Consider the following 24,112-nt stretch of genomic DNA (forward strand, 5'->3'; position numbering starts at 1 on the left):
ACCCGATTCGCCTTGTTAGAAGGTGAATCGGGTTTTGTTTATCGATAGCTGCGTCTCTGTGCAAACAGCCAATCTGTTAAGCCTGGTGTCTCATAAGCAGGCGTCCATGATGCATGGTCATATCCATACTTGCTTGCGTACTCCGTATAAAGCGGCTGGCCGCCAGCTTTTTGAATAGCTTGAATTGTATTTCTCGCATAGCTGATAGGGATAATGGAATCATCTTCTGCATGAAATGCCCATATCGGCTTGTGCGCTAAAATTCCTACCTTGCTTGGATCTGCACCCCCCGCAATAGGAATCATCGCTGCAAACAAACGAGGATATGTGATGTTCAACTGGTACGTCCCAAATCCACCTTGTGATAAACCCGTCGCATAAATTCTTCTCTGATCAATCTGATAAGAAGTTAACACATGCTGAAGGACATCATAAGCTTTGTGTAAATCTGGTGAAAATTGAAACACGTTTGTCAGATCGATTTCATTTTGCAAATTTCTTGTTAATGCAAATCCTCCATCGACAGCATTTCGCGCCTGAGGTGCTAGTACGTACGAAGGATGTTTCTTTTGGACTTCAGGGGAAGCCCATAAAACTGCACCATCATTCGCAAGTAACTGCTTTTGATTGTCTGTTCCCCTCTCCCCGCCTCCATGTAAGAACAGGACTAGAGGATAGGCTTTACCCCTCTTACGGTTTTTTGGAATATACAGCCGATAAGGCATTCCTTGGTATTCGAAAGATAAAAAAGATGATGCAATGTCCTCTCGTGTGACAAAGCGATAATTGTACGTAGACGTGGAAAGGCGGTGGTTTTTCTTGTAAGCGCTTACTTTTAAAGTCGTATCAGTTTCTATATGAATGGGCTTTTTGTATAACTGACTTTGGGTTGTCGGCTGGCTGCCATCTGTTGTGTAATAAAGAGAAGCTTTTTGAACGTGAGAATGCAGAGCTACCTCTTGTGAACGATAATATTGACCAGATGGGACTGAAGCAGTTGATGCAAAATACGACGTATGATTTCGGGCAGAAGAAACGGAAGGAAAAAGAAAACTCATAGAAAATAGGACAATGATAAAGGTGATCAGGCATTTCTTGGTTGTATGGTTCATATCGTTCCTCCTGTACATGCTCAGATGAATTTTTATTTATTATTTATCATGACAATAGAAATGTCAACGCTTTCATTTTAATTTCTGAATCATCTGACCGAAATAAAAGAGTGCACTCGCACGCAAGTACACTCTTTTATCCATAAATGAATACCTACTTTTGCTGATCAGATTCTTTCGCCATTTTTCGAATAAAGGCTTCAATGGATTCAACAAATAAGGCATATTCTTTCATTTGTTTATACGTATCTGACAGCTTCTCTTTTAATTCTTCCTGCTCTAGAGAAGGTTCACCGAGAATAGATTGGACTTGAATGAGCAATTCTTTATATTCTTCACGTTTATCTTCAACATGATCTGCCATTGTCTCCAAGCGTTTTCTAGTCGTCGGCTGCTGTTTTGAATTCAAATAAACAACCCCTTTTTTGTCCTACCGCATTTGGATAAACGTCAGCCTCAGCTGTATATATTTTAAAATGATACCATAATGCCACTTGATATCCTATATGTAAAACGTCATCAAACCGCTTCCAGCCAGCCTTGTATATACACGTTATAGGCTATAAGATACAGGTTGATTTAACTAGAAAAAGCAGATCAATGATCAGCTCAGATTGTAGAGACACCCATGTTTTTCTACAATCAACTGTAAGAAAAAGTATAATTAACGATTACCACAGTTTTAACAACGTTAAGAAAGGTTTAATGGTCTTAGAGAATCGAACGCAACCATTTTTTAGAATTAGGTATTCTCCTAGTGATATGCTCCCATCCTAAGGAGAAATATGATGTAAGAATGGATTAAGCAGTAAAGCTTTATAAAGAGTGAGATCACACTGTAAATCAAATTTGTGAAATCACAATGTCTAGGGCATCATTGTATAGAAAGCTATCGGAAAGGAACAGTTGATGAGTTATACTAAAAAATCAGAAATGTATAACAGAAAATAAATTTCATATAGAGGTGAAATCACATGCCTAAAATTGACAATATGTTAGCAATTCTATGGATGCTTCATTCAGGTGAGAAAATTACTGCGAAACAAATTTCAGAAAAGTTAGAAATTAATATAAGGACTGTGTATCGTTATATTGATACAATTTCAACAAGTGGCGTACCTATAATTTCAGAACCAGGACATAACGGTGGATACACTTTAATGAACAATTTCATTGAGGCTCCTCTTTTTTTTGATTCTGAGGAACAAACTTCACTATTTCACGCTGCTGTTTTTGCAGAAGAAGCCGGATATTACGGAGGTGAAGCCTTAAATAGGGCCATTTCAAAACTAAGTAAATACTCAAATCAAGAGCAGGAATCAAAGATAAACCAACATGTAACTAGTCTTGAAGTAATAAGTCGAGTAAGTTCTTTCTCTATGGAATCTTCTTTGAAAGAGTTGGAGCAGGCCTTAGCGCACAGGCATTCAGTAAAAATTCTTTACCAGAAAATTGGAGAAAAGCAATTAAATTATAGATTGATTGATCCGTACAGAATTATCTATTGGAATAATAAGTGGTATGTGATTGGATTTTGTCATCTAAGAAATGATATCCGCAGTTTTAGAGTAGATCGAATTGAAAGTCTTATGCTAACTGAAAATCATTTTAACAGACCAGAAAATTTTTCAGCACGTGACTTTTTTATAAAAAACCTCCTTCCAACTATAGAAGATAAGGAAGAAATTATTTCATTGGTTATTAATGGGGATAAAAGTGTATTGGCTGATATTTGCCAACATTGGTTTTTAGGACATTATTTACAAGAACGGACTTCAAATCAAGCAGTTTTTCTTCTTGAAAAAGACATGATACATACATATGTACCTTATTTACTTTTACCGTACAATAAATCTATTAAAGTTATTGAGCCAATAAGTCTTAAAAAAAGACTTATTGAAGTTCTGTCGGAATTAATAAAATTTCACCAAGTATGATAACTTCCCTGACGTTAACTGTCAGGGAAGTTATTTTATAATAGCTATATCACTTGTGATTGGAGTGTTATTGGATGCAAACAAAAAAAGTATTTCTATATGTATTTAACACAATGTCGGACTGGGAATATGGATATTTAATTGCTGAACTAAACTCAGGAAGATATTTCAAAAAAGGTTTAGCACCTTTAAAAGTAATGACAGTAGGAGCTAATAAAGAAATGATTACTACTATGGGAGGACTGAGCATAAAACCAGATATTTCCCTCGATGAATGTATTCTTGAGAGTAAAGATCTTTTAATTTTACCAGGAGGGACTACTTGGAATGAAGAAATTCATCAACCCATCTTAGAATTAGTTGGCAAGGCTTTAAAGAATGACACTATTGTTGCTGCAATTTGTGGTGCCACTGAGGCTCTTGCGAACATGGGATACTTAGATACTAGAAAGCATACAAGTAATAATTTAGAATACACTAAAATGGTATGTCCTAACTATAAAGGGGAAAAGTTCTATGAGGCGGGATCTGCAATATCTGATGCGAATTTAGTTACTGCCTCAGGAATAGCCCCTCTGGAATTTGCGATGGAAGTATTGAAAAAATTAGATGTATTTGCACCAGATACATTACATTCATGGTATAACCTAAATAAGACTCATCAACCTGAATACTTCTTCAAGTTAATGAATTCAATAAATAGCTGAGCTAAAAAATCAACTTAGCAGGTTTATGTTAATTCAAATAAAAAGAATGAAACATCACATGCTCTAACATCCTACTTTAACAAGCTATTCACTCTATTGAAATTAGAGGAGATCGTTCCTTGATAAAGGGGTCTTAGCGGCCCAACAATGGAACGCTGTAATTGTATTTCTTTCATTGGTCATGTACAAGCACTTCCTCTGCGCTTTTCAGGAAAATAGAGGTTTACTCACTGCGCAAAACGTTAATCAACTCCTTGTTGTATCAACGTTTACAAGAGTTTTTTGGTTCAAGTTGGTTCAAAATATCAATTTGACAAAAAATTTAAAAGGTTTAAAGCATCAGCATCTTGCTGGTGCTTTTTTTCTGGCATCAATTCAAGATAATAGTTCTGCGTTGTCTGAATATTGATATGACTTTAGCGTTTTGGTACATAGGCAATATCGATATCTTGAGAGAATAGAAATGATGCATGGGTATCACGTAATCCATGAAACGTCGTTTTGAGAATATCTAACTTTTTGAGTAATTTAGCTGATTGATGGAATCCGTCAGAATCAAAATAAAAGCCACCTGCTTTAATGGGGAGTTTTTTGAGTATTTGATAGACTTCTTTATTGATGGGCACATCACGTTTAGAATTTTTAATTTTTAAAGAAGTGTCATCAGAAGTTGGACATATGGAACGTCTAACCTATATGCCGTACTCATATACATCTTCTGGCCGAATACCTAAAAGTTCACAACGCCGCAATCCAGTTTCTAAAGCAAGCAATACCAACACATTAAACTCGTCATCGGTATTTTCTAGAATGTATCTGCGTAATGTTTTAAAATCGGTAATTGATAGGGCTTTATTACGCTTAGGTAATTCCTCATCACGAGTTTTTACCAAACTAGCAAAATTACTCACTAGGTAACCTCTAGCATACGCATCACGTAGAGCCGTTTTGATTTTTAAGAGAACTTCATGTGCTGTCTTACGGGAATGTGTTTTAGCATACTCGTCGATTTTACGTTGAACTACGATGTCATTCAAATCTTTTAACTGAATGTCACCAAAAAGTCGTTTAACAATACTTGACGAAGTACGTTGGTAATTTGAAAAGTAGTTTCTTTGACATCATTTTTTTTGATAATATAAATCCAATTTTCAAAGTACACAGCAAAAGTGGTAGAACGCTCAGCTAATTGTTTCCCATTTCCTTTTTCTAATTCATTTTCTAAAGCCCAACGCTTTGCTTCACTTTTTTTATCAAATGATTTTGTCAATTTCTTATGTTGACCATTTCCTACTGGAATGTGACAATAAGAACGTTGATCTGTCAATAGTTGAGACAGTTTCCTGTTACTTGTTAGCCCCCTGTTAGAACATGGGGTTAACACATACTAAAAAAGGAATCCGCATCGGTTTGGCTTCGCCACCGACACGGATTCTTTTTGTATGGTTTAGTTTAATTTCTGAATTTAGTTTTTCGCCAAACCAGACAGTTCAATCAGCGTTCCTTTACTTGAATCATCTGCTAAGTTTTCTCTACTTTGTAAATGTGTGATAACAAATACTATTAATACTATATGACTCTTTCAGTTTTAAAAAAATTGATTTATTAAATGTATTAAATAATGGAATTCCTTTCCCAAGTATAACAGGAACTGTAGCAATACGATATTCATCAATCAAATTCTTTTCAACTAACGGCATTATTACACTATTTCCGCCAACAATCCAGATAGCTTTTCCATTTTCATTTTTCGCTCTCTCTACAAGATCAACTACATTCTCACTTGAGAAATTTACGTTCGCTCTATCGTCACCATCTCTATTAGTTAACACGTAATTAACTTTATTCTCGTATGGATAAAAGTTTGGAGATAGTTCATTTACTACTTGATCATAAGTTGTTCTTCCCATGATAACAGTATCTATCTCCTTGTAAAATTTATTATAGGTTTCATCTTTTTCTAATCCCGAAGTTTCATCTAATGATAACCATTCAATTCCTCCAGCAGAATCTGCGATATATCCATCAATACTTGTAGCAATGTAAAGTATTACTTTTCTCGTCATTTTATTCTCCTCCTTTTATTAAGCATAATTTTATATTATACTGTTAAGTGAAGAAGAAAAAGATACAAAAATAGATTTTGTCTCAAAATAGAACTTTTTTAATTATGACTCTTGGGAGATTATGATGAAAGCAGTTAATCAAAAGAAATATATATGGGAACAATTTTATTCACTCCTTACAAATGAAGAATGGACATTTTCTAAAATTCCTATAAATACAATATGCGAACAATCAGGGATTCATCGTTCAACTTTCTATAGACTTTTTCATGATAAATACAATCTATTAGAATTTGGAGCTTCCATTTTATGGAGCAAATTTACTGAAATTAATATTCATGATAGAATACATCAACCTTTTCAAACAGCTGACGCTTTTTATAAATTTTCTAAAGCAAGAAAGCTGATCAGTAATCATGTAAATGATGAACCGTTCAACCTTTTTTTAACTGAATATCTATCAAAATTACTTGAAATAGAAATGGAGTATTATTTCGAAGAAATGCTCCCTACTAGTTTTGAACCTTCTTTTCTTAGTAAATATATTCTGTCTAATATCAATTTTTTAGACAACTGGAATAAATCACTAACTAAGAGATTAACGCCCAAAGAACTAGATTCCTTATATCACAAGTTAATCTTAAAAGATTTATTTCAGTAAAATACGTAACATTTTAGACCTGAAAGAATCAAAATGTGTTTTCGGAAACCAAAAGATGTTTAGTTGAAAAAGAAATCATAATAAAAAGCGAAAAAAAGACTGATATGTGTTATCAGTCTTTTTTAGGGGACAGTTCGGGGATACTTAGTCCAAACTGATATAATACAATTTATTTGATATTTATAGTAAGTCAGGTTCAAGGTAACTAAGAACAATTGTATTCAACTATCATCTATCGTAGTTCAAATTGGTTCAAATGTTGCCTATAGATTGAGATTCTTAATAATTACTTTGTCTCTTCTCAAAACAAAAAGAAGCAGGCTATCCCTTCCTGCTTCTTTTTCGCTCTTCTTTAGCTTTAGTAGTGATATTTCATACAGGTAGATTTCTACCTATACAAACTCATGATTCATCTCTTTTTTCTTGTTTGACATTCCTTATCCTTGATCGGCACCTTTTCTATCAATCGTGAAGGCGGCTGAAGAGCTCCCTTATTTATAGCATTGCGCTGTTTCTTGGTACTTATCAACTGGAAAATTCAATTTCACATCATACTGATCATCGTTGTAGAAGACGTAGACGTTTCCCTACTTGTTGAGCAGATCAACGACCTGCTTCTCTTTGTAAATGCCATGTTTTTAGTTTAAGATTTGTTTCATTTCTACCACTGATCGAGATTGATTTATTTCCCGGGGAAGGAAAGTAACGAGCAGTCAATACTTCCCGGCCTCCGTTTACAAAAATCTCAATCGACGATGCATCGATAAAGATGTGAAGATCTTGTAATTCCTCTATTGCTACTTCTCGAACTTCTTTTGATCGATCTTCAAATCGATCTCGCTCTAGTGTCAGTTTGCCCTCATCTTTATCATAAATGATACGGGCTGCCGCTCGAATACAGCATTCAAACCCTTTTTGTGTATCAATTTGATCAATGAATAACTCTGCGCTCGTAATATCATCTACAGGAATCGATTGAACGGAGCGTTTGATATGGAAAATATGCTCTTGTTCGTTGGTTCTCATCGCCTGAAGCTCAGTGACTGGCTTTTGAATCAGATGTCCGTCATCATCTAAACGCAGCTCTCTCGGAATGGTGAGGCAGTGTATCCATTGATACGAAATCGTTGGGTGATGCTCTTCTCCTTGATCAGGCACTCCCATCCATCCGATTAAAAGACGTCTGCCTGATTCGTCTAGAAAGGTTTGCTGCGCATAGAAGTCAAAGCCTCGGTCTAGCTCCTCAAATGCTCCGTGCGTATATTGATAAGTATGGTCATCCAATCTCCCAACAAAATAGCCTGATTGATGTGTATTATGATATTTTAAGCCATCCGGCTTGAGCCCCTGCGGCGACACAATCAATACATCCCGGCCATCTAATTCAAATAGATCTGGACATTCCCACATATAGCCGAAATCCTCTAATCCATTTTTCCCACTGCCTGCAATGATGCCTTGAAACGTCCAATTGTCTAAAGTATCAGAGGTAAACAAGACGAGATTCCCTTTCAGGTTCAGGCTTTGTGCACCTAGAACCATGTACCACTGGCCATTTCGCTTCCATACTTTCGGATCACGAAAATGGGCGGTGAATCCATCTGGCAGCGTCGCCACGACACCTTTTTTCTGAAAATGAATGCCATCCTCTGAAACAGCTAAACATTGATACGTCTCGCGGTTCCCTTGTTCATCGCGAACGTTGCCAGTGTACATCACATAAATATGTCCATCGTCAATGACTGCACTGCCAGAATAACAGCCGTTTTGATCAAACCAATCACTTGGCGAAAGGGCGGCTTCCTCGTGCTGCCAATTTACTAGATCTGTCGATGTGTAATGGCCCCAAAATTTTGCGCCGTGACCCGTTTCGAATGGCTGCCACTGATAAAAAACGTGGTAAACGCCTTTCCACTGAATCAACCCATTCGGGTCATTTAAAAGACCTACTGGCGGCATTAAATGAAAATGCTGGCGGTACACATCTTTTTTCACCAAATGCTCGTAGTTTCGAATACGTTCTGCTACCTTTTGACGAAGTACTGCGTCAGTTGTTGTCATGACTGTGACCACTCCTTGATTATTTTTCGACTTCTTTTACTTTAAAGATGATGGTAAGAGTAAATGAAACAGCAACAGCGATTAACATACCAATCACATAATTCACCACATTTTGCACACCGAATGGCGCTGCAATCGCAATCATCGGAATCCCCGTTAAACCATAGGCGTTGGCGGCTACCTTTGTGAAGACAACAAATGCCCCGCCTAATGCGCCTCCGATCATCGCGGCAATAAACGGTTTACGATAGCGGAGGTTGACACCGAATATAACAGGCTCGGTAATCCCTAGGAAAGCTGAGAAGGCTGCAGGAAGTGCAATTTCTTTTGTTTTCGCGCGTTTCGCTAAGAAAAAGACTGCCAAGCCTGCCCCGCCTTGCGCTACGTTGGACATCGCCCAAATTGGCAGCAAATAGTTCCGCCCAATATCATTCAGCAGTCCTGCTTCAATCGCATGGAAGCTATGATGAACCCCTGTGAGCACAATGAGAGAGTAGGCTCCTCCGAAAATAAGTCCTGCTAAGAACCCTGCGTGATCATAAATAAATGTCAGTGCATTCGAAATTCCTGTACCGAGCATTCTTCCAAGCGGTCCAACAGCAATAAACGTCACAAATCCAGTCACAATCACCGTCACAAATGGGGTCACAAGTAAATCAATACTGTTCGGAACCACTTTTCTTAAATACTTTTCAACAAGGCACATGATGTACACAGTCAATAACACTGGAATGACTGTTCCTTGGTAACCAAGAAGAGCAATATCAAAATTGAATAAATGCATATACTCTGGTTTCGCATCCGTCAGTCCCCACGGGTTGAGCAGGTTCGGGTGAATCATAATCCCCCCAATAACGGCTCCTAAATACGGATTTCCACCAAACTCTTTCGCTGCACTGACACCAATTAAAATCGGTAAAATGATAAAGGCTGCACTTGAGAACATATCAAGCATTTGGAAGATCGCGGAGCTTGGGTCAGCCCATTTGAAGGCTTTCATCATGCCTAAAAGCCCCATTAATAAACCGCTTGCAACAATGGCTGGAATGATCGGTACAAAAATATTTGACAACGTCTTTGCAAAACGTGCAAGTGGATTCATTTTTTGTTTCACTGCTTCATCATGGCTGACAGGTTTTTCTTTCTCGTCGTCTGTCTCAAGGCCGGTCTCACGAGCAAATGGTTCATATACTTTGTTGACCGCTCCCGTTCCAAAAATGATTTGGAATTGCCCCGAGCTTGAGAAAGCCCCCTTTACCCCTTCAAGTTCCTCAATGGCATCTTTGTCAATCAGTTCCTCATCTTTCATCACCAATCTGAGTCTTGTTGCACAATGCGTGGCACTGATGACATTTTTCTTGCCGCCTAATAGTTCTGTTAATTCTTTGGCTGTTTTTTGATAATCCATGTTGTCTCCTCCTTTTTAAAACAAAAAAGACCTAAAATTCACTAACGATAAAAGGACATACACGTCCCCTCGTTACGCAAATTTTAGGTCTTGCCTGCCTGACAGTCACAATCCCGCGATATCAAGTTTTGATTACGCTTTCATCATAGTATAAGAGCGTCACGTGCGTCAACCTCTTTTTTCGAATCTATTGACCCATATACACTATTTAAAGTAGTGTGCATAAAAAAAAGCCTGCATGCAGGCACAACCACTAAACCAATTCGGCATCCTGCAGACGCTGGACATGCAGCGTGATGTAGCCGATCTCCGATTCAGGGAGATGAAGTTCATATTCATTTTTTAACAATTCAGCGAGTCCACGTGCACACTGGTAAGCCAAATCATACTTTGTTTGGATAAAACTCAGCATGTCATCGTCCATGATTTGAAATGCCTCATTTGATTCCAACCTGCCTAATGCATACCTCAAATGTGTCACAAGTCGCTGATAGGAAATACTATCCTCATCAATTGAATGCTGAAAATAGCTTTCTATATGCTCGATCATTTCTTTGATCATCGTTGTATATTTCACGGTTTTTTTCATAGACTCCGTATTCATTTTGGCCGTATGAATATGGAGTGCCACATACCCTGCCTCATCGTCCGGCAGTTCAACCCCAAGCCGATCCTTTACATAACGAATGGCATACTTTCCAATTTCATATTCCTGCTTATATAAGACTTTGATCTCACCAAGCAATTTATTATATAGCACAATGCCCTTTTGAATGCGCTCAATGGCAAAGGATAAATGGTCAGTCAGTGATATGTGGATATGATCACTAAGCGGCATCATCAGTTCACCCTCTGCATAACTGATGATATGCTCTGCCACCTCAATATGCGCTTCGGGCAATGTCGCAAGAATTTGTTTGAATTTCTCATTTTCTTCACGCACAACAAAGATTTTCTCTATTTTTTGAACGGGAATGACGTCATTTTTCCCCTTCTGAAAAGCAATTCCGGGCCCCATCACAATTTTCTCCTGATCACCCTCCTTTACAATCACCGCATTGTTATTCAATATCTTATATATCTTCAAGGGGTATCCTCTCCCACTAGATAACGTTTCTTATGTGGGATTTTACCCTGTTTCATCTCCCATGTAAAGGTAAGAGTGGACCAGCACGCGCCTCTCTCGTCGTCTTCTCATCAAGCATCATCAGACTTTGCTTAAACGGTTTCTCTGACCTGCGCTTCTTGTTCTTTTCTTCTGCCAGCTTCTCTAGCTCTCTCTCGTTCACGACTTGAAAGAAACGATCATCCACCGCAGCCGCCTGAAAACGTTGCTGCTTCATCATCACACCAGGATTCACAAGCACATTCATCATGAAACCAAACCATACACTCAACCAGTTTCTGAATTTCCTCACCGAACATCCCTCCGCTTTTCTTAGAATCTAGCAGTTCTAGCAAAACAACTGCTCCTATCATATCCCGAGAAAAAAGAGAGGTTTGTCACAATCTGGGTGAAAAAACAAACTAGTTTTCAGAAGTTTTGTTGAAAAGTGCAGAAAATCATCATGTACGAGGGTGTTTGAATAAAAATTTTATACACACTATATCCAAAAGATAAGCACACCTTATCAACAGGGTTTATCCACATATCAACACCCCATTACTAGATTTTGTGTATGAGATTTTTTTGTTTTCCATATATATATCTAAATAATTGAGTTATCAACAGAAGTTTGTGTATAAGTGAGACTTTATAAACAAAATAGTTCTTTATAACTATGTAAAATAAGACCATTTTAGTAAAGGAATTGTTTTCATCGTATTGAATACTTAATAACGGGCAGTGAATCTTTCCTATTTATTCACAAAAAGAAAGGCTATCTCCCTAAAAACACAGCTAGAAAGGGGAAAATTAATGAAAAAGGTCGTCTCTCGTTCTTCTGTTCTATTGTTCTCCACTATTTTTATTTTATCCACATTCTTTACAGGTCAACAGGCTAGTGCCGCTCCATCAAACAAACAGGTGGAACTGGAAAAAGCAGAAATCTTCGGTGAAATCAATGTCAATTCTAGAAAACACACCACTGTCATTGTTGAATTAAAGGAAAAATCCTTAGTTGAAGCAAAGCAAGAAGGCAAAGCTCAAACAAAGGCCTCCCTCAAAAAATCTCGAACAAAAGTAAAAAATGAAGCACTCAAAGAAATTGATAAAGCGAGTGTTCGTCAAGAATACGAAAAAGTCTTCTCTGGTTTCTCGATGAAACTTCCTGCAAACGAAATTCCGAAGCTGCTCGCAGTTGACGGAGTAAAAGCCGTTTATCCGGATGTTACATATCAAACAGATGAAGTGAAAAAAGAAAGCATCCAGCTTCCAAACGAAGATGTCTCCCCCCTTATGGATAAAAGCGCTCCATTTATCGGTGCCCCAAAAGCTTGGGATGCCGGCTACTCTGGAAAAGGGGTAAAAGTCGCTGTCATTGATACTGGAGTAGACTATACCCACCCTGATTTAAAAGGAAACTTCGGTTTATACAAAGGCTATGATTTTGTTGATAATGATTATTCTCCGCAAGAGACACCTAAAGGAGACCCTAGAGGTGAATCGACAGACCATGGCACACACGTCGCAGGAACAATTGCTGCCAATGGACAAATTAAAGGTGTCGCAAAGGATGCCTCACTTCTTGCGTACCGTGTACTTGGACCAGGCGGTTCTGGGACGACTGAAAACGTCCTTGCAGGCATCGACCGTGCTGTTACTGATGGAGCAGATGTCATGAACCTCTCTCTCGGAAATAGTGTGAATAATCCTGATTATGCTACAAGCATCGCACTCGATTGGGCCATGTCTGAAGGCGTTGTCGCTGTCACATCAAATGGAAACAGCGGTCCGAACAGCTGGACAGTCGGATCTCCCGGCACGTCAAGAGATGCAATATCTGTCGGAGCAACTCAGCTTCCGTACAGCCTTTACAATGTGAAATTCCCGAACTATTCTACTGCAAAAGTGATGGGCTACTACCAAGAGAGTGATTTAAAAGCACTTGACCAAAAACAAGTCACACTCGTCCATGCAGGTATCGGTGACGAAAAAGCATTTGAAGACATCGATGTGAAAGGAAAGGTTGCCGTGATCGAACGAGGAGCCATTGCCTTTGTTGATAAAGTCGACAATGCAAAAGCTGCTGGTGCAATCGGCGTTGTGATGTATAACAACACCGATGGAGAAATTCCAGTCGATGTACCAGGTCTTGCTCTTCCTACGATTAAGCTTTCAAAAGCTGAAGGAACGGCGCTTGTCAAAGCCATTGAGGCTGGAAACAATACAACGACTTTCTCCATTCAATTTGTCAAAGAACTTAGTGAGCAAGTCGCTGACTTCTCATCTCGTGGACCAGTTGTGGATACGTGGATGATTAAACCTGATTTATCAGCGCCAGGCGTCAGCATTGTGAGTACAATCCCAACGCATGATCCTTCTCAGCCTTACGGATATGGCTCAAAGCAAGGGACAAGCATGGCTTCACCGCATGTGGCAGGGGTTGCAGCGATCATGAAGCAAGCAAAACCATCTTACTCAACAGAACAAATCAAAGCATTACTCATGAATACAGCAGAAAAACTATTTGACGCAAACGGCAGCCCATTCCCTCACAACACACAAGGGACAGGCAGTGTTCGAATCATTGAATCACTCCAAGCGTCATCTATCGTTTCTGATGCGAGTTATTCTTACGGCACTTTCTTGAAAGAAAAAGGCGTTCAAATCAAAACAAAGAAATTCAAGGTAGAAAACCTTTCAAAAGCACCGAAAACGTATACCATTGATTACAAATTCGATGGCAGCGGCATCAGCACAAATGGAACGAAAAAAATCACTGTCAAAGGGAATTCCACTGGGTCCTTTACTTCCGCGGTACAAGTGAAATACGGTAAAACGAAAAAAGGAACGTACCAAGGTAGCATTACCCTTCGCGAAAATGGCAGAAAGGTCACAGAAATTCCGACTTTATTGATTGTAAAAGAGCCTGATTATCCTCGCGTCACTTCGGTTTCTGTAGAGCCGGATAACCGTGCTGGAAGCTATGTCATTAGCAGCTATCTGCCTGGCGGAGCTGAAAACCTTGCATTCCTCGTCTACTCGACAGATGGAGAATATTTAGGTGAAGCAGGTGTTTATCAACATGTTGATAAAGGAGAACACCGCGTAAAATGGAATGGCACAATTAATCAAGGTCAAAAGCTCGAACCTGGTGAGTATACAATGCTTGCGTATGCAAGTTTGAAAGGGAAATCCGACACGGTTCAAACGAAGGAACCTTTCGATATTTATCCTGAATAAATGTGAATCACAAGAAAAGCCTTGTATGAGTGGATCGCTCATCAAGGCTTTTCGATCATATATGGAGGAAAGAGAGATTGATGTTGATATTGCTATGGATCGTTTCTTTTTTTATTGCTTTTTTTCTAACGATCACCTTGGTGTATTTTTTCACCCTTTAATATGCGAACCATCCTCGTCCTTTTCATCAAGCATGCGAGCTGACGGTCTATGTGTCCTTCATTTACCCGCTTAGTTTGCTGGTGACAGCCTCGTTTATTTTCATCATGATGCTCCTCTTCCCTATCTACCGGCTGCGTGGACGGTAAACAGACATACATACGTTATGCATCAAAGGCTTCCTTTAATAAACGATAAGATGTGAGCCGGTCTTGCATGCGGTGAGTGATGGTCACGGCGATCACTTCATTTGTACGATAAGCCTTCGTTAGTGCCGTCAGCTGCTTTTTCACAGAAGATGGCGTCCCAACCACCATCCTTTGACGATTGGCAGCCACTCGTTTTTGTTCATACGGACTATAGGAATAAGCCTGTGCCTCTTCATATGAAGGAAAGCCCCCGAGGTTTTGCCCCTGTTCATTGGCGAGTAAGGATAAATCTAAGCTGACTGCCAGTTTTTCTGCCTGTTCCTCTGTTTCAGCACATAAAACGAAGACCGCCAGACTAACGCGCGGCTCATCACCGAATGCTGAAGGTTCGAACCGGTTGATATATTGCTCCACAGAATCTTCTCCGCCTTCGCCATTGATAAATAGCGCAAACGTATAGCCTGCACCTGCTTTCGCCGCAAGTCTTGCACTTCCTCCAGAGGAACCAAGCATCCATACCTCTGGTGCAGTCTCTACCTTCGGAGAAGCGATTAAATGAGGCAGTGAATAAAATTCATCTGCTAGGTCGTGTAAATAGACCTTCAGCTCTTCTACCTGCTCAGGATATTGATCACCTAGACGTTTTCGTTCACCATGATGAAGAGCTATGGAGGAAATGGGCATACCACCAGGAGCACGTCCAATCCCAAGATCGATTCTGCCAGGAGCGAGGGCTTCAAGAACCCTGAAGTTCTCTGCTACTTTATAGGCACTGTAGTGGGGCAGCATCACACCGCCTGAGCCAATACGTATGTTTGACGTAACGGCTGATAAATGACCAAGAAGCACCTCTGGACTTGATCCTGCAAGCCGGTTTGAAAAATGATGCTCTGATACCCAAAAACGGTGATAGCCCCACTTCTCTGCCTGCTTTGCCAATTCAACCGTTTGCTTTAAGGCTTCAGCAGGTGTTGCATCTCCAATCAAAGGAGATTGATCCAGTATACTTAATTTCATCTTACTGCACCTCTTACAGAAATCCCCCTCTCTCAATCGAAAGGGGGGATGTCTTATTTATTTTCGATTAAAGCCCTTCTCTTTCACAAATTCTCCAAGGAAGGCACGCTTTGGCTGACTAAAGCCGCGAAGCATCTGCTTAGACCAAGTATCTGTTCTCTCTCCGTTTGTCCGTTCTTCATAATATGATGAAATACGATCATCGTATTCTTTTAAATAACGATCCACATGCGCTTCATCTTGCTGATATGAATTTTCATGATAAATGAGTTCAACTGGCAGTCGTTCCTTTTGTGACGATTGATTCGCTGGATGTCCGACAACCAGACCAAATAACGGCAGCACATATGATGGCGTTTCAAGCAAATCAGAGACTTCTCTCAGTTGATTACGCAGACCGCCTATATAGCAGATCCCAAGTCCCATTGATTCTGCGGCTATACTCATATTTTGCGCAGCGAGCGCCGTATCAATGACGCTAATGAGAAAGGCTTCTGTATTCTCAAGCGCCTCCTGATGATTCTTCCCTGCCTTTTTTGCAATATCATCATGGCGTTTCAAGTCTGCACAGAAGACAAAGAAATGCCCATTCTTCTCAACGTATGGCTGATTCCCAGCCAGTTCAGCAAGCTTGGCCTTCTTCTCCTGATCTGTCACCCCAATAATACTATACGCCTGTACATAGCTTGATGTCGAAGCAGCCTGTGCACTTTTAATAAGTGTCAGCACCTCTTCTTCGGACAAACGCTCGTCTGTAAACGAACGGATGGACCGATGATTTAATATCGTTTCTATCGTTTTGTTCAATTCGAAGACCTCCTTCACTTCTACTATCATAAGGCAAAGACATATGGCTTTTCAAAAATTAAAACTCGAATGAAAAAAGACAGTCTATGCTTAGACTGCCCTTACCCGTTTTATTTAAATAAATAACTTTGGTATTTCGTTAATTGAACACTTGCATTATAAGCAATCCCGAATCCAATGAGAACAGATAAAACAGAGCTTCCTCCGAAGCTGATAAATAGGAGCGGAATTCCTGTTACAGGCATCACACCTATGTTCATCCCAATGTTCTGGAACGTATGGATCACAATAAGTGCTGTATATCCCACACAGAAGAATGACGCGAATCGGCTATAAGGATGGATACGGTCAATCAGCACGACAAGCCGGTAGATCAAGAAGAAGAACATGATCACAACAAACGCACAGCCGATAAAGCCAAAGGCTTCTCCTATAATGGAGAAAATCATATCTGTTTGTGCTTCTGGGACATAGACCTTTAAGTTTTTAACCCCATTCCCAAAAATCTGTCCAGCACCAATAGCCATGATAGCCTGGTCTACTTGATATTTATCAGACCCCGAGGCATCCTGAGTCTGCGCTTGGTTGGTTGACGTTGAACTATCAGGTAGCCAAGCGGTAATCCGGTTAATCTGATACTGCTGAATACCAATTGTTTTCGCAACATCAGGGAAAAGGATGATCACGGCTAACACAGCGGCAACTAAAAGCACAACAACGGAACCGATGAGAGAAATCAGCTTCCAATTGACCCCTGATAAAAACACCATCACAACGACAATAAACATACAGACAGCTGCCGTACCTGCATCCTGTAAGAAAATCAGTCCAACTGGAACAGCTGCCACCCCGGCAATTTTTAATAGAAGGAAGATATCATCTTCTAATGTCCGTTTTCCTCTAGGGCTTGACTTGCCAATAACAGATGCGAGCATCATAATCAAACCAATTTTCATGAACTCTGAGGGCTGAAGTGTTCCAACCCCCGGTATCACAAACCAGCTTTTTGCACCATTTTTAATTGGAGCAAAATCATGACCTCCGATTTGTGCAGGAGCGACTTTCAGAAAGAGTAACAACAGGATGCCGCCTATAAAAATATAGAGACTGAGCTTCTCTAATTGCTCCAAATCAAAGTAATTTATGGCTACGATACATATAACTCCGACCATGTAATAAATAATCTGTCTGGTCCATGCATTAGATCCATACTGCCCAAATTGACCCGCAGCATAAATCGCAATGACACTGATGGCAAAGAAGGCTAAAAATATAAAAATTAAATCCCCTTGATAGTACGGAGATGTATTCTGCTTGTTCATGAACTAACCACCCTTATTACAAAACATAAAAGCCCTTATTTATATTAGATTGAAATTTTCACAAAAGCAACTCACCTTAAATATGACGGAAGATACATCCGAAAGGTTCCAATCATTTTTCAAAAAATGAAATACTTTTCATCCTAATAATAGGAAAAAATTCCTCTATACTCTTTCCATTCAACCGATCACGAGTCCTTTAAAAAGATTATTTTACAGATATTAAGGGGAAAATTCAATGACCTATGTGGCGATATGACAAGCAATTATCAAGTCAGCATAAGTTTTATGAAGAGAAAAGGAAAAAGCCACTTTCTACGGAATAAGGCCCATTTTCCAATTATTGAGTTTACTTCAAAGTCAATTGTGGTATAATACTTGTAACAAAATGTTCACAATATCTCCTAAAAACAGACACAATTGCATCCTGACCTCTCATTTGAATTGAACATCAACTTACAAAGGAGTTGGATACGATGGATATGTTCTTTGCGTACCTATGTATTGCAACGGCTACACCCCTGTTTTTATGGCTTGAAAACAGAAAAATTGCGCTAGCTTCAATTCCACCCATTATGATTATGTGGATTTTCTTCGGTCTTTACATGACAAGCAGTTTATCTCCAGCAGGACATACCTTCATGATCGCATTCTTTGCCATTAACGTCATTTTGGCACATATTGCAGCGTTCCTCATTTATGGACTTCCATTCATTCGCAAAAGATTCAGTAGCACCAGATAAATAACGCACCACTTATTGGAGACGTTATCAACATCATGATAAAAACCACTCACCTTTGAGAGATGAGTGGTTTTTTATTATTTCTCTGAATGCTCAGATTGCTTTGGCGCAGAAGGTGAATAACCGTCTTTGCTGTTCTCTCCGTGGCTGTAGTGAGCCGCAAAGATCCAAACAGATCCGATAACGAAGATAATCGCACAAAACAGACCAAACAATGTATTTCCGACTTGAACAGTTCCGTTCTCGCTTTCTGTCATGTGCATAAACATGAATAGCTGCAAGAACGCTTGAATGAAGGCAAAACCAAAGATAATCCAAAGTTTTGCAGAACTGCCAATTTCAGCTCCAATGGCAATCCAGAATGCTAAGATCGTTAGCACGATGGATAGGATGAAGCCAACTACGTGTTTCCAAGGGAAGTGTTCGTGCTCTGCTGAGGAATTTGTTTTTCCAGCCATATCACAAAAGCCCCCCTAATCCGATCAAGTAAACAGCTGTGAAGATGAAAATCCATACTACATCAAGGAAATGCCAGTATAGACTTGAGATAAAAATCTTCGATGCTGTTTGTGGAGTTAATCCACGTTTTTTAATTTGGAACAAGACCCCGGTAATCCAGAAGATACCGATGGATACGTGTAGTCCGTGAGTTCCTAAGAGTACAAAGAATGCAGACCAATACGCACTTGTATGAATGCTCGCGCCCTCATGTACATAATGGAAGAACTCGAAAATCTCAAAGCCAACGAAGCCTGCACCTAGAAGCAGTGTCAGAATCGTCCAAATGACAACCCCTTTTGTACTTCCACGGCGCATTTCATGAACGGCAATCCCACATGTAAATGAACTAACCAATAGCAGGAATGTCATGATCAATACAAGCTTCATATCAAACAGCTCAGCTGGTAAAACGCCGCCAGCTGTTCTGCCATGAAGAACAAAGTAGGTCGCAAAAAGTGTTGAGAATAACACGATTTCCGCGCCAAGGAATATCCAGAAACCAAGGATGTTTAAACGTCCCGTTTCAGACTGATATTCAAGCGGTGCATTTGCATAGCTGCTATCATTATGTCCCATTACTTCTGCGCCTCCTTATTCTTTTTCTCTGTTTCAATCACTTCTTCAACAGGAATATAGTAGCCATCGTCATATTCAAATGAGCGTAAAATCATTGTTGCGAATACACCGATTAAGCCAATAACGCCAATCCAGTACCATTCAAATACAAGACCGAATGCACCAAGTCCGAAGAATGCAGACATGATAAGTGGTCTGCCTGAATTGTGCGGCATGTGAATTTTCTTGAATTCTTTTTCAGGATGAACGTCTACATTGTTTTGCTTCCAGTGATGGAATGCATCTGGTGTTGTCACTTCTGGAAGTGCTGCAAAGTTATAATGCGGCGGAATTGCAGAAGATGTCGCCCAGTCAAGAGTACGTCCCTCTCCCCAGCTGTCTCCAGACACTTCACGTTTCGCGTGTCTCCAGCTGTAGTAAATGTTGTAGCAAAGGATGATGAATCCGACACCCATCATAAATGCACCAATTGTTGAGATAAAGTTTAGTGCAGTCCAGCCATCTTCTGGTCCATACGTATAAATACGTCTTGGCATTCCTTGCAGTCCTAAGAAGTACTGCGGGAAGAAACAGATGTTAAATCCGATCATGAATACCCAGAAGAACCATTTGCCGATTCTTTCGTTTAACTTGTAACCAAACATTTTTGGATACCAGAAAACAAGACCAGCAAAACAAGCAAACACAGTACCTGCGATTAATACATAGTGGAAGTGGGATACAAGGAAGTACGTGTTATGGTACTGGTAATCCGCAGCTGCCATCGCAAGCATAACCCCAGTGACACCACCGATAACGAAGTTCGGGATGAAACCAAGTGCCCAAAGCATTGGTGAAGTAAAGCTGATACGGCCTCGATACATCGTAAAGAGCCAGTTAAAGATTTTCACACCTGTTGGTACAGAAATTGCCATTGTTGTAATCGAGAAGAATGAGTTAACCGCTGCACTGTTCCCCATTGTAAAGAAGTGGTGAACCCACACAAGGAAACTAAGCACAGAGATTGCCACAATCGATACAACCATCGCTTTGTAACCAAACAACTGTTTTCTTGAGAACGTCGCAAAGATTTCTGAGAAAATACCGAAAGCCGGCAGGATCACGATATATACCTCAGGATGTCCCCAAATCCAGAAAAGGTTCGCCCAAAGCATTGGCATACCGCCTGCTTCGAGTGTAAAGAATGCAGAACCGAATAAACGATCAAATGTCATAAGTGCTAAAGCAACTGTTAGTACAGGGAATGCGAATACGATGATGACAGACGTGATCAATGTTGTCCATGTAAACATTGGCATACGCATAAGCGTCATACCTTTTGTACGCATTTTTAAAATGGTCACCATGAAGTTAATACCAGTCATAAGTGTACCAATACCTGCAATTTGGAGCCCGAGCAAGTAATAGTTCTGTCCAGGTCCTGGTGAGAAATCATTTCCGGCGAGCGGCATGTAACTCGTCCAGCCTGCACTTGGTGATCCTCCAATGACGAAGGAAATGTTGAACAGCATCGCTCCGACCATAAATGTCCAGAAGCTCAGGTTGTTCAAATAAGGGAATGCAACGTCACGTGCACCAATTTGAAGAGGTACAACGACGTTGATTAAACCAATTAAAAATGGCATCGCCATGAATAGAATCATGATCGTACCATGCGTTGTGAAAATTTCATTATAGTGGTTGGAATCTAAAAACGTATTATTAGGAAGCGCCAGCTGTGCGCGCATCATCAGTCCGTCTACCCCACCGCGGAAGAACATAATCACAGCAGCAAGGATATACATGATCCCAAGCTTTTTATGATCAACTGATGTTAGCCATTCTTTCCAAAGCCATTTCCACTTTTTAAAGTAGGTTAAAACAAACACGATAGCAATGGAAGTAAGAGCGATAGAAATTTGCGCACCAAGAATTAATGGGTCTCCAGTTACAAAAAACTCATCCCATTTCAAATGCATAACGGCCTCCTCCTTTCCTTAGTCAGTTTATTCATTATCTAGTTTTCTTTTATAGTTCTTCACATTCTCGAAAGGATCTGTTTTGGAATGCGGAGAAACTGATTGGTAACCTAAACGTTTGCGTGCTTGGAGTGCGTATTCAGAATCCTCTCCATGCTTCGCAAAGGATAAATGTGTTGATGAGAATGTCTGCACATCTGCAGCATCAGGAAGCATCAAGTAGTCATACGTTTTCTTCGTTAACTTTGGTGCTTCTTTTTTCGTTTTGCTTACCCATTTATCATAGTCAGACTGCTTCATCGCATTGACTTTGAATTTTTGCTGAGCAAAGCCCTCGCCTGTGAAGTTGGCGTTTCTTCCTTCATATGTGCCAACTTGATCAGCTTGAAGATATTGTTCCATCTCCATTCCAGCCATCGCATACTTCTCCCCGCCTAGCTGAGGAATCCATAGTGATGCCATTGTATCAGCAGAAGTGATTTTGAATAAAACCGGCTGATCTTTTGGAATGTTTAAGTAGTTCACTGTCTCAATATTTTCCTCTGGATAGCTAAAGATCCATTTCCAATCAACAGCTGTAGCATAAACGACAAGAGGATCTTTATGGCTTGTTGCTTGAGGTGCCTCTTCCAAAGAGTAAATTGTTTTTACAGTTGGAACTGAAAGGGCAGCAACGATTAATATTGGGATCACTGTCCAGATAACTTCTAGAAGCGTATTCCCGTGTAGTTCTGGATTATAAGAGGCGTTTCCAACGTCCTTACGCTCACGGTATTTTACCAAAATGATGGTAAACAGTACAAATACCGCACCAACGATAAAGAGCATGAATCCGATGGATAAAAGGATTAAGTCTTTTTGTTGTGCTGCGACAGGTCCTTTAGGATCTAAAACAGCGATATTGCTGCAACCTCCTAATAAAAAAACACTCACGAGCATCGCTAATAAAAGCATAGGTTTAATGGCTCTGAACAAGAAGATCACCATCCTTCCTTAGATAATGTATATATTGCTGAATAATTGTGAAAAGCCATCTGCCTTCGAAAACTTTTCTTCCCTTTGTAATGCTATCAAAATCTGTTAGAGTTAGCTTCCCTTTTTTCAAAAGTTCATTTATTTTTCAACAGATTTCTATTAAAATGTCATAAATTCGACATAAATTTATATTATTGCACACACAATAAATTTCTAGGATTTTGAAAAGTTGAGAGTTGAAGGCAAAGGACAAACAATCAAGAACTTTGTCAAATTTAGGTTTACCACAATAAAAAAGTTTGGTCAAATTTCAATTTAACTTAATGAAATTTTATCTAGGTAAACAATTTCAAAATAGGTATCCCCACATTTAACAAAAACCTTACTCATTTTAACGCAAGTTCACAAGAAAAGAAAGTATCGATCCTCTGTGTATACGCTGTAAGAATTGGTAATGATGCTGAATTAGTGGAATCTCGCTAAAGACTTCCAACAAAAAACCGGCTCAGCGCCGGCACTCTGCATTTATTCATCTCTCACTAAGATGTCAGGTCGTCTATAGATCTTCCCTTCATGTTCAATGTCCATGTACGTCCACTTGCCTGTATACGTTAAAAAGCGGTTGCCCTCTTTTTCTACAACAATCGTATCCTCTGATTTCAGTCCAGGCAATGAAGGGTTCCATGTAAACACTTGATGAAGCTGAATTTCTTCCTTCGATGAGGGAACAGCAATGATTTCCCTAGATACAAATCCCGTCTTTCCCCCTTGATGAAGCTTTTTCCAGCTATCAGGGAAGCCCTCTTTTTCGTACTGAGCAATACCTGCTTTCAGAACATCTCCTAATGTTTCCCCAGGACGTGTGGCGGCATTCATGACCGTGTCAATTCTTGCTAGCCGCTCTTTGTTCTCTTCAAGCTCCTTCGGAAGCTGACCAAAGTAAACAGACCTTGTAACATTTGCAACGAGCCCGTGCCGCTCCGCGCAGAGAACAACAAGCGCGTGCTTTTGAAGAGCTTTATCTGTTGGAATCGGGTGACGGTATTGATGGATCCGGTCATCCGTGGCCACAAGCAGGACTTCTATCGTCATCCCTTGCGCAATGGCTCTTTGAGCAACAAGCGAAGCAATCTCGTGCTCGGTCTGCCCTGGAACGATTTCTTGACAGACACTTTCTACAATGACCGCTGTTTCATGACAGAGCGTTTCATATTGTCTGAGCTGTGAGGCAGTTAGGATCGAGCGAATATTCGACAAATCCGGTTCGATCCATTCGAATCCATCCATTTGAATGTCCGTCCCAATTCGTTTACCTTTTGTGAGTTCTTGAATGTATGGGGTCTCATCCTCATACCAATCCATTGTGACCACTTGAAACGGATGATCGACGTACGCCATTTCCTCTTCAATAATCCGCTTTTCTTCCATTTGATTCACAATGAGAACGAGGTCGTCTTTTAAGACGAGCAGCTGGCACACGCCCTCTGGCGTATTTAACACAATATGATTCCTTCTTCCGCCTGTCAGCCAGGAGAAGTTATTTCGCTTTTGAATCAAAACACCCTCAAGCTGCTTTACTTCCATTAGTTCTCTTACTTGTTCAATCAT

General features: G+C 39.9%; 22 protein-coding genes and 1 pseudogene. 6 read left to right on the forward strand and 17 right to left on the reverse strand.

Annotated features, from left to right (window positions below; translation table 11 throughout):
* Nucleotides 1–38 precede the first annotated feature (38 nt).
* Both QRN39_RS14210 and QRN39_RS14215 read right to left on the reverse strand, forming a co-directional pair.
* A complete protein-coding gene (locus QRN39_RS14210) occupies nucleotides 39–1,112 on the reverse strand; it encodes a chitobiase/beta-hexosaminidase C-terminal domain-containing protein (protein ID WP_284907470.1) in 1,074 nt (357 codons plus the stop codon).
* Nucleotides 1,113–1,266: 154 nt separating this feature from the next.
* Nucleotides 1,267–1,521 (reverse strand): hypothetical protein, encoded by a 255-nt coding sequence (locus tag QRN39_RS14215; protein WP_008359596.1) that lies wholly within the window; start codon nucleotides 1,519–1,521, stop codon nucleotides 1,267–1,269.
* A 396-nt stretch (nucleotides 1,522–1,917) separates the two neighbouring features.
* Here QRN39_RS14215 and QRN39_RS18440 point away from each other — a divergent pair.
* The 3 genes and pseudogenes from QRN39_RS18440 to QRN39_RS14225 form a co-directional block, all read left to right on the forward strand.
* A pseudogene (locus tag QRN39_RS18440) lies at nucleotides 1,918–2,022 on the forward strand (recombinase family protein); the annotation flags it as partial.
* A gap of 64 nt (nucleotides 2,023–2,086) precedes the next feature.
* On the forward strand, nucleotides 2,087–3,049 hold the full coding sequence (locus QRN39_RS14220; RefSeq protein ID WP_212045680.1) for a helix-turn-helix transcriptional regulator: 963 nt from the start codon (nucleotides 2,087–2,089) through the stop codon (nucleotides 3,047–3,049).
* A gap of 74 nt (nucleotides 3,050–3,123) precedes the next feature.
* Nucleotides 3,124–3,756, forward strand: a complete 633-nt coding sequence (locus tag QRN39_RS14225) for a type 1 glutamine amidotransferase family protein (protein ID WP_251190655.1) — start codon at nucleotides 3,124–3,126, stop codon at nucleotides 3,754–3,756.
* 692 nt (nucleotides 3,757–4,448) lie between these two features.
* Here the strand turns inward: QRN39_RS14225 and QRN39_RS14230 are convergent.
* The 3 genes from QRN39_RS14230 to QRN39_RS14240 form a co-directional block, all read right to left on the reverse strand.
* Nucleotides 4,449–4,667 (reverse strand): site-specific integrase, encoded by a 219-nt coding sequence (locus tag QRN39_RS14230; RefSeq protein ID WP_284907473.1) that lies wholly within the window; start codon nucleotides 4,665–4,667, stop codon nucleotides 4,449–4,451.
* 131 nt (nucleotides 4,668–4,798) lie between these two features.
* Nucleotides 4,799–5,083 (reverse strand): hypothetical protein, encoded by a 285-nt coding sequence (locus QRN39_RS14235; protein WP_249118181.1) that lies wholly within the window; start codon nucleotides 5,081–5,083, stop codon nucleotides 4,799–4,801.
* Nucleotides 5,084–5,288: 205 nt separating this feature from the next.
* Nucleotides 5,289–5,822: a dihydrofolate reductase family protein gene (locus tag QRN39_RS14240; protein ID WP_212045682.1), complete on the reverse strand. Its 534-nt coding sequence runs from the start codon at nucleotides 5,820–5,822 to the stop codon at nucleotides 5,289–5,291.
* 124 nt (nucleotides 5,823–5,946) lie between these two features.
* Between QRN39_RS14240 and QRN39_RS14245 the strand changes: the two genes are divergently transcribed.
* Nucleotides 5,947–6,483, forward strand: a complete 537-nt coding sequence (locus QRN39_RS14245) for a helix-turn-helix domain-containing protein (protein WP_284907475.1) — start codon at nucleotides 5,947–5,949, stop codon at nucleotides 6,481–6,483.
* 603 nt (nucleotides 6,484–7,086) lie between these two features.
* Here the strand turns inward: QRN39_RS14245 and QRN39_RS14250 are convergent.
* The 4 genes from QRN39_RS14250 to QRN39_RS14265 form a co-directional block, all read right to left on the reverse strand.
* Nucleotides 7,087–8,544: a sucrose-6-phosphate hydrolase gene (locus QRN39_RS14250; RefSeq protein WP_284907476.1), complete on the reverse strand. Its 1,458-nt coding sequence runs from the start codon at nucleotides 8,542–8,544 to the stop codon at nucleotides 7,087–7,089.
* A gap of 19 nt (nucleotides 8,545–8,563) precedes the next feature.
* Complete coding sequence (locus QRN39_RS14255; RefSeq protein ID WP_212045684.1) at nucleotides 8,564–9,952, reverse strand: sucrose-specific PTS transporter subunit IIBC; 1,389 nt, start codon at nucleotides 9,950–9,952, stop codon at nucleotides 8,564–8,566.
* A 253-nt stretch (nucleotides 9,953–10,205) separates the two neighbouring features.
* Nucleotides 10,206–11,039 carry a PRD domain-containing protein gene (locus QRN39_RS14260; protein WP_050944508.1) on the reverse strand — a complete coding sequence of 278 codons (834 nt, stop codon included), beginning with the start codon at nucleotides 11,037–11,039 and terminating at the stop codon, nucleotides 10,206–10,208.
* Between the two features lie 52 nt (nucleotides 11,040–11,091).
* Nucleotides 11,092–11,370 carry a hypothetical protein gene (locus QRN39_RS14265; protein ID WP_050944509.1) on the reverse strand — a complete coding sequence of 93 codons (279 nt, stop codon included), beginning with the start codon at nucleotides 11,368–11,370 and terminating at the stop codon, nucleotides 11,092–11,094.
* A 500-nt stretch (nucleotides 11,371–11,870) separates the two neighbouring features.
* On the opposite strand from QRN39_RS14265, the gene QRN39_RS14270 reads away from it, so the two are divergent.
* Nucleotides 11,871–14,297: a S8 family peptidase gene (locus QRN39_RS14270; protein WP_284907478.1), complete on the forward strand. Its 2,427-nt coding sequence runs from the start codon at nucleotides 11,871–11,873 to the stop codon at nucleotides 14,295–14,297.
* A 323-nt stretch (nucleotides 14,298–14,620) separates the two neighbouring features.
* Here QRN39_RS14270 and QRN39_RS14275 read toward each other — a convergent pair whose 3' ends face one another.
* From QRN39_RS14275 to QRN39_RS14285, 3 genes are all read right to left on the reverse strand, one after another.
* Nucleotides 14,621–15,622, reverse strand: coding sequence for an LLM class flavin-dependent oxidoreductase (locus QRN39_RS14275; protein ID WP_284907479.1), 1,002 nt, complete (start codon nucleotides 15,620–15,622; stop codon nucleotides 14,621–14,623).
* A 57-nt stretch (nucleotides 15,623–15,679) separates the two neighbouring features.
* Nucleotides 15,680–16,429 (reverse strand): oxygen-insensitive NADPH nitroreductase, encoded by a 750-nt coding sequence (gene nfsA, locus QRN39_RS14280; protein ID WP_226804398.1) that lies wholly within the window; start codon nucleotides 16,427–16,429, stop codon nucleotides 15,680–15,682.
* Nucleotides 16,430–16,539: 110 nt separating this feature from the next.
* The gene (locus tag QRN39_RS14285; protein WP_003214578.1) at nucleotides 16,540–17,751 is read right to left on the reverse strand and encodes an FtsW/RodA/SpoVE family cell cycle protein; all 1,212 of its coding nucleotides are present in this window, start codon (nucleotides 17,749–17,751) and stop codon (nucleotides 16,540–16,542) included.
* 476 nt (nucleotides 17,752–18,227) lie between these two features.
* Here QRN39_RS14285 and QRN39_RS14290 point away from each other — a divergent pair, with 476 nt between their 5' ends.
* Entirely contained in the window at nucleotides 18,228–18,494 is a 267-nt protein-coding gene (locus QRN39_RS14290; protein WP_003215279.1) for a spore morphogenesis/germination protein YwcE, read from the forward strand.
* A 77-nt stretch (nucleotides 18,495–18,571) separates the two neighbouring features.
* On the opposite strand, the gene qoxD is transcribed toward QRN39_RS14290, so the two are convergent.
* The 5 genes from qoxD to QRN39_RS14315 all read right to left on the reverse strand — a co-directional run bounded on the left by qoxD (nucleotide 18,572) and on the right by QRN39_RS14315 (nucleotide 24,112).
* Nucleotides 18,572–18,952 carry a cytochrome aa3 quinol oxidase subunit IV gene (qoxD, locus tag QRN39_RS14295; RefSeq protein WP_003215204.1) on the reverse strand — a complete coding sequence of 127 codons (381 nt, stop codon included), beginning with the start codon at nucleotides 18,950–18,952 and terminating at the stop codon, nucleotides 18,572–18,574.
* Between the two features lies 1 nt (nucleotide 18,953).
* A complete protein-coding gene (qoxC, locus tag QRN39_RS14300) occupies nucleotides 18,954–19,571 on the reverse strand; it encodes a cytochrome aa3 quinol oxidase subunit III (protein WP_003214975.1) in 618 nt (205 codons plus the stop codon).
* On the reverse strand, nucleotides 19,571–21,529 hold the full coding sequence (gene qoxB / locus QRN39_RS14305; protein ID WP_003215069.1) for a cytochrome aa3 quinol oxidase subunit I: 1,959 nt from the start codon (nucleotides 21,527–21,529) through the stop codon (nucleotides 19,571–19,573). The genes qoxC and qoxB overlap by 1 nt, the downstream gene beginning before the upstream one ends.
* Nucleotides 21,530–21,556: 27 nt before the next feature.
* Nucleotides 21,557–22,513: a cytochrome aa3 quinol oxidase subunit II gene (gene qoxA, locus QRN39_RS14310; RefSeq protein WP_095117964.1), complete on the reverse strand. Its 957-nt coding sequence runs from the start codon at nucleotides 22,511–22,513 to the stop codon at nucleotides 21,557–21,559.
* Between the two features lie 516 nt (nucleotides 22,514–23,029).
* The gene (locus QRN39_RS14315) at nucleotides 23,030–24,112 is read right to left on the reverse strand and encodes a M24 family metallopeptidase (RefSeq protein ID WP_212045688.1); all 1,083 of its coding nucleotides are present in this window, start codon (nucleotides 24,110–24,112) and stop codon (nucleotides 23,030–23,032) included.

The sequence above is a fragment of the Bacillus sp. lyk4-R2A-2 genome (genome assembly GCF_030209735.1).
Classification (GTDB): domain Bacteria; phylum Bacillota; class Bacilli; order Bacillales; family Bacillaceae; genus Bacillus; species Bacillus pumilus.

What these genes read in the sequence shown, in the direction of transcription:
- QRN39_RS14275 (WP_284907479.1), bottom strand. Translation starts at nt 15,622, where the DNA reads ATGAAATTAAGTATACTGGATCAATCTCCTTTGATTGGAGATGCAACA.
- qoxC (WP_003214975.1), bottom strand. Translation starts at nt 19,571, where the DNA reads ATGGGACATAATGATAGCAGCTATGCAAATGCACCGCTTGAATATCAG.
- qoxB (WP_003215069.1), bottom strand. Translation starts at nt 21,529, where the DNA reads ATGCATTTGAAATGGGATGAGTTTTTTGTAACTGGAGACCCATTAATT.
- QRN39_RS14220 (WP_212045680.1), top strand. Translation starts at nt 2,087, where the DNA reads ATGCCTAAAATTGACAATATGTTAGCAATTCTATGGATGCTTCATTCA.
- QRN39_RS14255 (WP_212045684.1), bottom strand. Translation starts at nt 9,952, where the DNA reads ATGGATTATCAAAAAACAGCCAAAGAATTAACAGAACTATTAGGCGGC.
- QRN39_RS14250 (WP_284907476.1), bottom strand. Translation starts at nt 8,544, where the DNA reads ATGACAACAACTGACGCAGTACTTCGTCAAAAGGTAGCAGAACGTATT.
- qoxD (WP_003215204.1), bottom strand. Translation starts at nt 18,952, where the DNA reads ATGGCTGGAAAAACAAATTCCTCAGCAGAGCACGAACACTTCCCTTGG.
- QRN39_RS14225 (WP_251190655.1), top strand. Translation starts at nt 3,124, where the DNA reads ATGCAAACAAAAAAAGTATTTCTATATGTATTTAACACAATGTCGGAC.
- QRN39_RS14270 (WP_284907478.1), top strand. Translation starts at nt 11,871, where the DNA reads ATGAAAAAGGTCGTCTCTCGTTCTTCTGTTCTATTGTTCTCCACTATT.
- QRN39_RS14245 (WP_284907475.1), top strand. Translation starts at nt 5,947, where the DNA reads ATGAAAGCAGTTAATCAAAAGAAATATATATGGGAACAATTTTATTCA.
- QRN39_RS14240 (WP_212045682.1), bottom strand. Translation starts at nt 5,822, where the DNA reads ATGACGAGAAAAGTAATACTTTACATTGCTACAAGTATTGATGGATAT.
- QRN39_RS14290 (WP_003215279.1), top strand. Translation starts at nt 18,228, where the DNA reads ATGGATATGTTCTTTGCGTACCTATGTATTGCAACGGCTACACCCCTG.
- QRN39_RS14285 (WP_003214578.1), bottom strand. Translation starts at nt 17,751, where the DNA reads ATGAACAAGCAGAATACATCTCCGTACTATCAAGGGGATTTAATTTTT.
- QRN39_RS14210 (WP_284907470.1), bottom strand. Translation starts at nt 1,112, where the DNA reads ATGAACCATACAACCAAGAAATGCCTGATCACCTTTATCATTGTCCTA.
- QRN39_RS14315 (WP_212045688.1), bottom strand. Translation starts at nt 24,112, where the DNA reads ATGATTGAACAAGTAAGAGAACTAATGGAAGTAAAGCAGCTTGAGGGT.